11 protein-coding genes are annotated in these 12,442 nt (G+C 33.7%); 7 read left to right on the top strand and 4 right to left on the bottom strand.

Annotated features, from left to right (window positions below):
* The first annotated feature begins 75 nt into the window (after nucleotides 1-75).
* The 7 genes from WHC90_RS01515 (at nucleotide 76) to WHC90_RS01485 (ending at nucleotide 6,831) form a co-directional block, all read left to right on the top strand.
* On the top strand, nucleotides 76-690 hold the full coding sequence (locus WHC90_RS01515; RefSeq protein ID WP_188598763.1) for a TetR/AcrR family transcriptional regulator: 615 nt from the start codon (nucleotides 76-78) through the stop codon (nucleotides 688-690).
* 1 nt (nucleotide 691) lies between these two features.
* On the top strand, nucleotides 692-1,942 hold the full coding sequence (locus WHC90_RS01510) for a TolC family protein (RefSeq protein WP_188598764.1): 1,251 nt from the start codon (nucleotides 692-694) through the stop codon (nucleotides 1,940-1,942).
* Between the two features lie 10 nt (nucleotides 1,943-1,952).
* Complete coding sequence (locus WHC90_RS01505; protein ID WP_188598765.1) at nucleotides 1,953-2,852, top strand: HlyD family secretion protein; 900 nt, start codon at nucleotides 1,953-1,955, stop codon at nucleotides 2,850-2,852.
* 7 nt (nucleotides 2,853-2,859) lie between these two features.
* The gene (locus WHC90_RS01500; protein ID WP_188598766.1) at nucleotides 2,860-3,762 is read left to right on the top strand and encodes an ABC transporter ATP-binding protein; all 903 of its coding nucleotides are present in this window, start codon (nucleotides 2,860-2,862) and stop codon (nucleotides 3,760-3,762) included.
* Nucleotides 3,763-3,799: 37 nt separating this feature from the next.
* Nucleotides 3,800-4,528: an ABC transporter ATP-binding protein gene (locus tag WHC90_RS01495; RefSeq protein ID WP_188598767.1), complete on the top strand. Its 729-nt coding sequence runs from the start codon at nucleotides 3,800-3,802 to the stop codon at nucleotides 4,526-4,528.
* A gap of 70 nt (nucleotides 4,529-4,598) precedes the next feature.
* Nucleotides 4,599-5,705 carry an ABC transporter permease gene (locus WHC90_RS01490; RefSeq protein WP_188598768.1) on the top strand — a complete coding sequence of 369 codons (1,107 nt, stop codon included), beginning with the start codon at nucleotides 4,599-4,601 and terminating at the stop codon, nucleotides 5,703-5,705.
* Nucleotides 5,706-5,709: 4 nt separating this feature from the next.
* Complete coding sequence (locus WHC90_RS01485) at nucleotides 5,710-6,831, top strand: ABC transporter permease (RefSeq protein ID WP_188598769.1); 1,122 nt, start codon at nucleotides 5,710-5,712, stop codon at nucleotides 6,829-6,831.
* 17 nt (nucleotides 6,832-6,848) lie between these two features.
* On the opposite strand, the gene WHC90_RS01480 is transcribed toward WHC90_RS01485, so the two are convergent.
* The 4 genes from WHC90_RS01480 to WHC90_RS01465 form a co-directional block, all read right to left on the bottom strand.
* Nucleotides 6,849-8,486, bottom strand: a complete 1,638-nt coding sequence (locus WHC90_RS01480; RefSeq protein WP_188598770.1) for a serine hydrolase domain-containing protein — start codon at nucleotides 8,484-8,486, stop codon at nucleotides 6,849-6,851.
* A gap of 170 nt (nucleotides 8,487-8,656) precedes the next feature.
* Nucleotides 8,657-10,846 carry a DUF5916 domain-containing protein gene (locus WHC90_RS01475; protein ID WP_188598771.1) on the bottom strand — a complete coding sequence of 730 codons (2,190 nt, stop codon included), beginning with the start codon at nucleotides 10,844-10,846 and terminating at the stop codon, nucleotides 8,657-8,659.
* Nucleotides 10,833-11,264, bottom strand: coding sequence for a nuclear transport factor 2 family protein (locus WHC90_RS01470; RefSeq protein ID WP_188598772.1), 432 nt, complete (start codon nucleotides 11,262-11,264; stop codon nucleotides 10,833-10,835). Before WHC90_RS01470 ends, WHC90_RS01475 begins: the two co-directional genes overlap by 14 nt.
* 96 nt (nucleotides 11,265-11,360) lie before the next feature.
* Entirely contained in the window at nucleotides 11,361-12,278 is a 918-nt protein-coding gene (locus WHC90_RS01465) for a helix-turn-helix domain-containing protein (protein WP_188598773.1), read from the bottom strand.
* Nucleotides 12,279-12,442: the final 164 nt, after the last annotated feature.

Raw genomic sequence — 12,442 nt, 5'->3', positions numbered from 1 at the left:
ATTTTCACAATTAACAACCTGATATTAAAATATTTAATATCTTTGTTAACCAAATGGTTAAACTAAGTAGTTAAAATGAAAAAGTCTAGAGACGAAAACACAGAAGAACAAATTTTAGAAGCCGCTAAAAACGTATTTCAATCAAAAGGGATGGTTGGTGCACGGATGCAGGAAATAGCAGATAATGCAGGGATAAACAAAGCCATGCTACATTATTACTACAGAAGCAAACAACTGCTTTTTGAGGCTGTTTTTAAAAATGCATTTTCTTTACTAGCCCCTCAATTAAACACGGTTTTAAATGATGATTCTAGCATAGAAGACAAAATAAAAAACTTTACAGCCAACTATATTCCCTTTATAATTAAGCACCCCTACTTGCCTAGTTTTATCATTCAAGAACTAAATAGAAATGAAGATTTTATTTTAAAACTAAAAAAGAATACAGGATTTCCAAATTTAGAGAAATTTAAAAAACAGGTTGATGTTGAAGTAAGCAACGGTTTAATCAAACCTATTAGTGCAGAACAACTGTTTATTAATATCATGGCTTTAAACATTTTTCCTTTTGTTGCTAAACCTCTCATTAAAGCATTTACAAATGTTGATGAATCTGCTTACAAACAACTCATGGAAGATCGAAAAACAGAAGTTGCCAATTTTATTATCAATGCCATTAAAAATAGCTAACATGAAACGTATATTCTTATTTTTTTTCGTCTTATTAGCCCTTCCAAGCACTGCTCAACAAAGCATCACAATAGAAGCTTGTTATAATTTGGCTGCTAAGAATTATCCATTGTCCAAACAAAGCCATTTACTCGCATCCCAAAATAAATTAGATACAGAAATCATTAGCAAGACTAAATTGCCTCAGTTTAGTGTAAATGCTCAAGCTACTTATCAATCTGATGTTGTTGAAATTCCTATACCTAATGTGGGTGTTACGCCTCTTAACAAAGACCAGTACCGTGCAACGCTCTCTGTAAATCAACTCATCTATAACGGAAAAATTGCAGAGGCATCTACGCTGGTAAAATTAGCTCAGCTTAAAACAAAGCAAAAACAAGTTGAAATTAACCTGTATCAATTAAAACAGCAAATTAATCAGTTGTATTTCTCTATACTCTTAACTCAGGAATCCAAACTACTGATAGCTGCAAAGCAAGTACAGCTAAGAGCAAAGCTTAAAGAAGTAAAATCAGGAATTTCTCAAGGGATTATCTTGCCTTCGTCAGATAAAATCTTAGAGGCCGAGCTCTTACAGTCAAACCAGCAACTAACCAGTTTAGAAGCTACTAAAATGACTTTAATAAAAACCCTTTCTAGCCTTCTAGGAATTGCGCTTGAGCCAGATACGCTCTTTCAAAAACCTCAGGTATCACTTGCCTTACATAAGGAGCTAAACAGACCAGAATTAGATTTGTTTCAGTTAAAAAAAGAAGAAATTGAAAGCAATGAAACTTTAATCTCTAAACAAAACGCACCAAAATTATTCGGTTTTGCAACAGGTGGATACGGAAACCCCGGGCTCAACATGCTCGATAATTCATTTCAAGCATTTTACACGGTAGGCCTCACACTTAAATGGAATCTTTTTGATTGGGATACCACTAAAAAACAACGTGAGTCTTTAGCCATCAACAAAGATTTCGTAGAAAATGAAGCTGAAATTTTTAAATTAAACACAAGTGTTGAACTGTATAAGCAACAAAAAGAAATTGATAAGATTGAGTCTTTTATTGCTTCGGATTTAGAAATTATCAAACTTAGAAAAGCTGTGTTAAAAACCGCTAGCTCACAGCTGAGCAATGGTGTAATCACCTCTTCTGCATACACTACAGAACTCACAAATTTGTACGAAAACGAAAACACCTTACTAAGACATAAAATTCTATTACAACTCGCTAAAGCTAATTATAATGTTATCAAAGGTCACTAATTATAAAGTCATGAAAAAAATTAATTACATACTAGGTCTAAGCCTAATTACAAGCCTATTTTCTTGTACCAACTCAAATGAAAAGGCAGATGGTTATGGCAATTTTGAAGCCACAGAGATTACCATTTCTGCAGAAAGCAACGGAAAAATCATGCAGTTTGATCTTGAAGAAGGAGATCTGTTAGACAAAGGTGCTTTTATAGGCTATATTGATACCATTCAGCTGGTGTATAATCAATATGTCTTAGAGGTCTCTAAATCGCTAGCAAGCTCAAAATCTAAAGGAGTATTATCACAAATTAATGTACTTAAAGCCAAGCTAAAAACTGCAAACATCAACAAGACAAGAGTTGAAAATCTTATAGAGGATAATGCAGCTACTCAAAAGCAGTTGGATGATTTGCAAGGCGAAATTAATGTCCTAGAACAACAAATTAAAAGTATTGAAGTTCAAAATACTCCTGTAATTAATGAGTTAAAAAGTCTAGACATTCAGTTAAAGAAAAACTTAGATCAGATTCAAAAAAGCAAAATAATAAACCCAGTACAAGGAACTGTCTTAACCAAATATGCTGAAGCAAATGAGGTTACTTCTTTTGGGAAACCACTCTATAAAATTGCCGATTTAAAGAGCATGCAATTGCGTGTTTATGTGAGTGAAACTCAATTAGCAAATATAAAAATTGGCCAAGAGGTTAGCGTAAAGATTGATCAAGCAGAGAACATGAAAACGTTTAAAGGTACCATCCGTTGGATCGCTTCAGAAGCAGAGTTTACTCCTAAGATTATCCAAACCAAAGAAGAACGGGTTGCGTTGGTATATGGGGTTAAAATTGCAGTACAAAACGATGGAAGCTTAAAAATTGGTATGCCTGCAGAAATGTGGATCAACAACAATTCTAATGACTAAATAAACCATGAGTATTTCTGTAACTAACATCTCAAAATCTTATAAAAAGGTAAACGCTTTACAGCAGATTAGCTTTGATGTAAAAAAAGGAGAGCTTTTTGGGCTTATCGGGCCTGATGGGGCTGGTAAAACAACTCTTTTTAGGGTGTTAACAACCCTCCTGTTTGCTGATGAAGGAACAGCAACTGTTGCTGGTTACGATGTGGTTAAGGACTATAAAAGCATACGAAATAACGTTGGCTATATGCCTGGTAGGTTTTCTTTGTACCAAGACTTAACAATTGAAGAAAATTTAAATTTCTTTGCCACTATTTTTGGGACGACCCTAGAAGAAAATTATGAAATTATAAAAGAAATTTATATTCAGATAGCCCCTTTTAAAGATCGAAGAGCAGGGAAATTATCTGGAGGAATGAAACAGAAATTAGCGCTTTGCTGTGCTTTGATTCACAAACCCAAAGTCTTGTTTTTAGATGAGCCCACCACTGGTGTTGACCCTGTTTCTAGAAAAGAGTTTTGGGAGATGCTCAAACGATTACAGCAGAGAGGCATTACCATTTTAGTTTCTACACCCTATATGGATGAAGCAGAACTCTGTGATCGAATTGCGTTGATTCAAAATGGAAAAATTTTAGAGATTGATACTCCAAAAGCAATCGTAAAACACTATCCTAAGCCTATTTACAATGTAAAATCGAAGAACACCTATCAATTAATCAACAGTTTAAAAGCCTATGCATCTACGCATAGCGTCTACCCTTTTGGCGAGTTTGTACATTATACAGACACTCGTTTGGATTTTAATCCAGAAGATTTAATCCAATATCTAGAATCACAAAAGCTTAAAGAAATAAGTATACAAGAAACAACACCAACTATAGAAGATACTTTTATGGAATTAGCAAAATAAGAACAGCAAAGAAGTCAACGAGACCTATAAAAATAGTATGAGCACAAACAAAGTCATTCAGGTAGAAGGATTAACCAAAATGTTTGGAGATTTTACAGCCGTCGACTCCATAAGTTTCGAAGTTGAAAAGGGTGAGATTTTTGGATTTTTAGGGGCCAATGGCGCCGGTAAAACAACAGCTATGAAAATGCTAATTGGCATTTCTAAACCCACAAGTGGCAAGGCTCAAGTTGCAGGTTTTGATGTATTTACCCATGCTGAGGACATTAAAAAGAACATTGGGTATATGAGTCAAAAGTTTGCATTGTACGATGATTTAACTGTCAAAGAAAACATTCAATTTTTTGGCGGTATCTACGGCTTGGCAAGAACCCAAATAAAAGAAAAATCAAACGCATTGATTGAAGATCTGGGATTAAAAACGGTAGCAAATCAATTGGTAGGCTCTTTGCCTTTAGGTTGGAAACAGAAAATATCGTTTTCTGTAGCTTTATTACACGAGCCTAAAATTGTTTTTTTAGACGAACCCACTGGAGGTGTTGATCCAATTACCAGGAGACAGTTTTGGGAAATGATCTACAAAGCAGCCGATCTTGGAACGACAGTTTTTGTAACTACCCACTATATGGATGAAGCAGAGTACTGTGATAGAGTATCAATAATGGTGAATGGAAAAATTGAAGCGCTTGACACACCTCAACGATTAAAAGAAGCGTTTAAGGCAAACAATATGAATGAGGTGTTTTTAAAATTAGCCAGAGGTTAAGAAACTTGAATTTTTTAAGCAATGTATTACAGATAAAAAGAATTAGTTAAAGCATACAACTGAATAATAAATGAAACGATTTATAGGTTTTATAAAAAAAGAATTCTACCACATCTTTAGGGATAAAAGATCCTTGTTTATTCTTTTTGGAATGCCAATTGCTCAAATTTTACTTTTTGGCTTTGCCATTACCAATGAGATTAACAATGTGGATATTGCAGTGTTAGATCATTCAAAGGATGCGACCACCAAAGAGATCATTACTAAAATAGCAGACTCTAAATACTTTAGCATTAAACAAGTAATTATTAGTGAAGCTGAAATTAAATCGATCTTTGAGAAAGGCCGAGTAAAAGCTGTCTTAAATTTTGAAAAAGAGTTTAGCAGCAAACTCATTAAAAACAAGCAGGCTACGGTACAGATTATTACTGATGCCACAGATCCAAATACAGCAAACACCATTAGTAATTATGTAAATGCCATCCTTCAACAATATCAAAAACAACTAAATAAAGACGCTTCTTTTGTGTATCAGATTGTTCCAGAAACACGAATGGTTTACAACTCAGAATTAAAAAGCGTTTATATGTTTGTCCCTGGAGTAATGACCATTATTTTAATGCTTGTCTCTGCTATGATGACCTCAATTTCTATTTCAAGAGAAAAAGAATTAGGAACTATGGAAATCTTATTGGTATCGCCTTTAAAACCTTTCCAGGTAATTATTGGAAAGGTGTTTCCTTATATTTTCTTATCTATAATCAATGCAGTAATCATAGTGCTTTTAAGCATTTTTATTTTTAATATGCCTGTACAAGGAAGTCTATTTTTACTAGCACTTGAGAGCATACTTTTTATTATAAGTGCTTTGGCTTTAGGGATCTTAATTTCTACCATTGCCGCAACTCAACAAAGTGCAATGATGATTTCTTTAATGGGATTAATGCTTCCTGTGATTCTGTTATCTGGCTTTATTTTTCCAATATCAAGTATGCCTCTACCGCTTCAGCTAATTAGTAATATCATACCCGCCAAGTGGTTTATCATCATTATTAAAGGTATTATGCTAAAAGGTGTAGGCATAGAATACCTGTGGAAAGAAACCTTTATCTTATTTGGGATGACCTTACTTTTTATTGCGATTAGCATCAAGAAATACAAAATTAGACTGGAGTAAAACAATGAAAACCATACTATACATCATACAAAAGGAGTTTAAGCAGATCTTTAGAAATAAAGGAATGCTGCCTATTATTTTTATCTTACCTCTACTCCAACTCGTCATTTTATCAAATGCGGCTACCTTTGAAGTTAAAAACATTAAGTTTGGCTATATTGATAAAGACCACAGCCCAAGTTCAAGAGCATTGATAGAAAAATTTAATGCTTCTACGTATTTTAACGTCCTAGCAGATTATCAATCAGAAACTGTAGCAAGTTCTGCTATGTTAAATGGAGAAGTCAATGTTATTCTAGAGATTCCTACTCATTTTGAACGCGATCTACAAAAAGAAAAGAGCAACCATCTGGGTATACTCATCAACGCTATTGATGGTGCTGCTGCAGGTGTACAAAAGGTGTATGCACTACAAATTATTCAGCGTTTTAATCAAGATGTAAAAATGAAACTAATGCAACCAGCTGATTTGCAAAACCAACCGGCAAGCATTAAGAGCATTCCTCTCTTTTGGTACAATCAAACCCTAAATTACAAAACCTATATGGTACCAGGGATACTGGTATTACTAGTCACAATGATTACTTTGTTTCTCTCAGGGATGAACATCGTTCGCGAAAAAGAGATTGGTACTTTAGAGCAAATTAATGTAACTCCAATTAAAAAAAGTCAATTTATTATCGGGAAACTATTTCCGTTTTGGGTAATTGGATTGGGCTTGCTAACAGTAGGTCTTATAATTGCCAAGCTTATTTTTAACGTTCCCATGGTCGGTAGCTTGCTACTGATGTATCTCTACACTTCTATTTACATTTTGGTTATTTTGGGGATAGGTTTATTTATCTCAAATTATACTGAAACCCAGCAACAGGCTATGTTTATTTCTTGGTTCTTTACTGTAATCTTTATATTGATGAGTGGCTTGTTTACACCGATAGAAAGCATGCCTAAATGGGCTCAGTTTATGACAGAATTTAACCCTATAAAGTACTTTGTAGAAGTCATGCGAATGGTGATGCTAAAAGGTTCTGGTTTTATGGATATAGTACCCCAATTGTCTAAAACTCTGCTGTACGCACTAGTAATGAATGGCTTGGCAGTTTGGAGCTATAAAAAAACCAATTAATAAAGCTACTTACTTTCTTAATAATCAAGTATGGCGGGTAAGATATAATTAACCATCATCAAATCTGCATCTGAGTGCGCGTATGGTAAATTATAGGACGATGCAGTTAGCACAATCACAAAAGGAAGGTCTTTAAAAATAAAAATCTTATTTCCTCCATTGCCATTGCTAAAAGCAACTTCATATTTTTTACCAGCTACTGTATACTCTTTGTTCCAAAATAAATATCCATACCAATCAGCATGGGGCTGTTTTACTTGTTTTGACAGACTCTTTTCTACCCAATCTGATGATACAATTTGGGCTCCATTCCAACGTCCTTTGTTCTTATACAGTTGACCAAATTTTGCAAAATCCAAAGCGCTTAACTGAATTCCTCCAGCTGTATTTGCAACTCCTTGAGGAGTGTACTGCCATTTGTATTGATTAATCTGCAAAGGCTTAAACAATTTTTTATCTGTATAGGCCTCAAGACCATTGGGTACAGATTTTTCTAGTAAATCTCCCAAAATAATAACTCCAGCTGTAAAATAACTATAGTCTTTTTCAATAACCTTAGCTTCTTCCATAGGCAGGTCTAGGGCAAATTTTAGCCAGTTTTTGGTAGGATACATTAATTCTTCGTTTCCTAAACTACTCATGTTATCATCATCACCCACAAATGTAGAACTCATCGTTAATAATGATTTTATAGTTACTTCTTCTTTTTTTTGACTGTAATTCTGATAGTTTTTTAATTGATAAAACTCGTTGAGTTTACTGTTTTCACTTTTGATGTATTTTTCATCAATGGCAATCCCCATCACAGTAGATGCGATACTTTTTCCAACCGACCTCGCATCGTGAAGACTAGATCTCTTAGTGCCGTTAAAATATTCTTCTATAAGTAATTCATTGTTTTTAAGGACTACAATTCCATTGATGTTTTCAAAACGTCCTTGAGCAATTTTTTTGTTGAGCTCTTGAATTTTCTTATAATTATAAGAAGAGGCTGCTATCTTAAAATCTTGAGTGGGCTCAATTCTTTGAATAGGAACTAGCTTTTGATCATAGGGTAAATCTGCTACCGATACATCAATGGTTCCTTCTGCCAATACAGGGCTTAGCTTTTTCTCTGTAGTATTGACATACCCACGTACTTCTACCCGAAGCTTGTGATCACCAGTGTACAAAGCATCTCTACCTCCGTGAAGTTTCATGAATTTTAACCACATAAACCAACCCCAAAAATCTAGAGGTTCTGGGTGTATTAAAGGAACTCTATAAATTAACTGATTTTTCTTAGCATCACTAGAGCCAGCTCCTTTACTCAAATCTTCTACATAAACAGTTTTGCCATCCACCTTAAAAGTAAACTGAAAATTTCCTTTGGTTAGCAATTCATCTACAGTTTCTGTTGGAGCCAAGTCTTGTAAGTCTTTTACCAGTGGCTGATCTAATGTAAACTCTATAGCTAACTTTGAGTCAGCTTGTAGTAAAAAATGATTGAGAGCAGTCGTGTCTACTAACTGAGATCCTTCTGTATTTTTTGTAAAAGTGATCGTATTTGCTACTTGCGTAGGGGCTACCTTGCTAGGCTTGCAAGAGATGCAAAGAGTGCAGAAAACAATTAGTACTAGTAGATATCTGTGTTTAATTAGAATAACGTGTCGCATACCTCAAAGACTGTTCAGAAACGGTATTGTTACATTTTGCAAGCTAGTTAATATATAAATTACTATAAATAAACCAAAGTAACAGGCTTAAAAGGCAGAAACCTGCAAGTCTCTGCCTTTATATTTCCTGTGAGTAATAGTTATTATGAGCTCGTAAAAAAGAGCTTGTTTTAAAAATCAAATCGGTAATTCATTTTAAAAGCAATTCCCCAATTTGTTCTTTTCAAAGTTTCATTAAAGTTATCTGAGACTACGACATACATATAACTTAAGGGCTTGTACTCCCATTGTAGTCTAGTGTTTATATTAAAATTATCTGTTTGGGTATTTACCTGTAAATAAGTAGTCCAGTTAAACCTATTGTTAAAGAATACTTCTCCAGTGAATCGAGTGAGATGAAAACTTTCTTTTCCCAAATGCTTTAAGTCTATTTTATTTACATCATAGGATAGCTCTAAATTTGCAAATGGAAGTAATTGGTAATTTAAATAAGCTCCAAAAGCCATCCGTTCTCCCTTATAGTAACTACCTTTTTGTAGGTTTAACCTATAATTAAATCGCTGATTGCTTGGTGAGTTATAGCCGATCTTAAGAAGTCCAAATCCATAAGACTCTGGCTCAATTACCCCTCCATTACTCAACGGAGAAAAGCCGTATTTTAAGACTACCTTATTGTAGGTATAGACATAATAGATAGAAGACAAATCTTTAAAGAAAAGTGCAGAATTTACTGCATGTGTCGATTGAGTTATTGCCCCTGAATCATCAAAATAACTGTTATTGCTATAATTTAAAAAGCGAATAGAATTTAGTGTTTTTGACTTATCATAAAATTTTTCATAGACAATTCCAGAGGCAAACTCATCATAACCTTCTCTATAGGTACGATTAGCAATGGCATCAAAATGATAGAGACGAGGAACAAAGCCAACATCAGTTAAATAGTTTTTCTCTACTTTTTTTATAGAAGCGTTCCATCTTAAACCTCTTTTATTAAACCACAATCCAGCATTATAAAACCCATTGGCATTTGACAAACCATCGTTAAAACTCTTACCTAAATTTAGCAAACCAAACCAATTGTTATTGTTTGATTTGTATGCTAGATTACTTCCAACTACGCGATTATAATCATTATTTGTGTTGTGATCGGTGCTGGTTTCTTGGCGGTTTATAAAAAACCCAGTAGCTGTAAAGTTTTTACTAAGCTGATGTTCTGCAACAAAGACACCAAAATTTTGTGAGGGTATGCCTACCTGCTTTTTATTTTTTGTTTGCGCATTTAAAACACCAATTCGAGTATTCGGTGTTAGATTACCGGATAGTTTAAACCCAAAGGAAACAGGACTTTCTGCTCCTATCCTCCTTGAGTAAAATGGATTAACACCAGCTACCCCTAGGTTTGAAAACAAATCAGCATTTTCAAGAAAAAAATTGCGTCTTTCTGGAAAATTTACTGCAAACCGAGTCAAGTTGGCCACTTGTTGATCTACATCAATCTGTGAAAAATCAGGATTGAGCGTTGCATCTAATTTTAAAGAGGAACTAAGGTTGTACTGAATATCTAAACTGGGTTTCAAGTTAAATTCTTCTTCTCTTTTGGCAACATTATTTTGATAATTTGCAGTTAATGAAGGAGTAACAGAAAATTTTGTTGTTGAAGCATTGGGTAAATTGGCCACCAAAAACTTCTCCGTAAAACGCAAATCTAAACTGGCATAATTACGTTTGACATTTTTTAAGATGGTCCAGGAGTTGTTCTTTATATCTCTCACATAAAATTGTACACCAAAAACAGGGTTTTTCTTGTCAAAATTTAAAGACTTTAAAGGAATGGCAACTTCATAGTGCTTCTTTTTTCCATTTACTTGTACTTTTGATTGCCAAATAGCATTCCAACTAAAGCTTAAGTTATAAGCTTCATTGTTTCTACCAATTAATCCATCGGTTTGGTTGCCTAAGGCATTTACTGCAAATAAATACCCATTTTGTTGTTGATTCTGCGTATCAAAAACCATTACAAAAGCATCACTCAAAGCAATAGAAACATCTCTTTTTAATGTACTTACTTGATTTTTCTCCGTGGTATCGTTATAAACAGCACTTAGGTACAAATAGGTTCCGTTGTGAAATATTTTTACAACTGTTTGATTTTTAGCCAAACCAATATCTGTAGGTAAATAATTGTAAAAGCCGGTATGTTCAGGTATTTGAGACCAAACAGCTTCATCAAAATTTCCATCAACAACAATCTCTGTATCAACAAAATTAATTTTTGATGTTTGAGCTACTGAACTTAAAAAGCAAAAGAACAAAAGGTAATGAACGAGATTCTTTAAAGTTTGTTTAATTAGCATCATCGATTCTTGTTGCTGTTTTACTAATTATTTTCCAACCAGAATCCGTTCTTTTTAAGAGAAACAAATCTATATAAACCATTTTTCTTGCTGGGATGCGAATCTCAACTTTTGCGGTGGCGATGTCTTTAATCAAGCTTACTGATAAGACTTTGCCATATCTTCCATTAAATTTTCCTGAAGGATTGTTTTTAAAAAGTTCGGCATAATCAGCAGGGCTTAGTCTTTTAAAGACACCTGTACCCATGGTTAAATACAACGTTGCATTTTCTGCAAATGCAGATTTTAACAAATCTAACTTATTGTAAGAACTTCCTTCAATATAGTTTTGAAGTGTTTTCTCGACTTGTAAATGATCGGTTTGAGCTTTTGCCAATTGAATTGTCATCAATAATAGGCATCCTAAAATGAGTTTTTTCATGATTTAATTTTAAAAGTTTCTCAAATCTCTAAAATCAATCAAAAAAAGTAGTGAGCATTTATAATACAGTTGTCCAATATTATAAAATTGGAGTATTTATGTTTGCTTAGCTTGTTTTTTATAGGCTGCAGGCGTAAGCCCTACAAGCTTTTTGAAGGTTGCATAAAAGGTTGATTTTGAACTGAATCCAGATTCAAAACCAATCGCCTCAAGCGTAAAATGGTCTTTTTCTTTTATCAAAGTCTTTGCTTCTTCAATGCGATACTCATTAATGAATAAAGCAAAGCTTTTACCTAGGTTATCATTTAAAAACTGAGACAGTTTGTGTGATGAGATATCGAGTTCTTTGGCAATATGCTGAATTTTAACCTCTGAGTTTTTATGAAAGAGCTTTTGAGTCATAACCGAGTTTAGCTGAATTCCTAACTGACTTGCCTCGGTTTTTTCTATCTTTTTTGCCTGGTATTTTTCTGGAATGTCTCTAAAAATGTCCTCTCTGTTTTTCTTAAACAACAAAAAGATTAGCAGAGCATAAAAAACGATAGAAAAAGTAATCGTACCCACCAAGTACAAGTAAAAATACCCAACAATATACGCTGCAAAAATTAAACTATTTGCAATTAAAACAGCAATTAACCAGAGCTCAGAAGTTGTGCAACGGTTGTTTTTACTAAAGAAATTATAAAAAACAGTCTTTAAAACAAGTATTGAGCTTAGCAAATACACTCCCCAAACTGTATAAATAAAAGGAACAAAGTAGGTATTCCAAAAAACTACATGAGTTGCATAGGGTTTTATAAGTCCTACTATAAATATAAATAGCACTAAGAATACAATATGAACTTTCCAAAAGACAGGGATTTTTTTTGTGTTTTCTACCGATGCTTTTAAATAATAAAAAACAGAGACTCCAATCAAAAAACACGCAGACAAACCTATTTGTAAAATAAACAAATCACGCTCTTCTCTAGCTGTAGCAAGTGAATACACCGATTTTCCGATTCGAATACTCAACAACAAGAGTAAGGAACCTAAAAAGAAGTTTTGGACCTTTTTTTGCTTCGAAAAAAACAAAAAATACAGGCTTACTAAAAAACCATTAAAAACGCCTATTGAACAAAGGAAAAATAATAAGGGGTTGTTTAGTATCATATGAATATTGAATACAACAAATATAG

This window comes from Polaribacter pacificus, assembly GCF_038024035.1.
Taxonomy (GTDB): domain Bacteria; phylum Bacteroidota; class Bacteroidia; order Flavobacteriales; family Flavobacteriaceae; genus Polaribacter; species Polaribacter pacificus.
The sequence above is the reverse complement of the archived record's forward strand: the minus strand, read 5'-3'. Positions and strand labels throughout refer to the sequence as shown.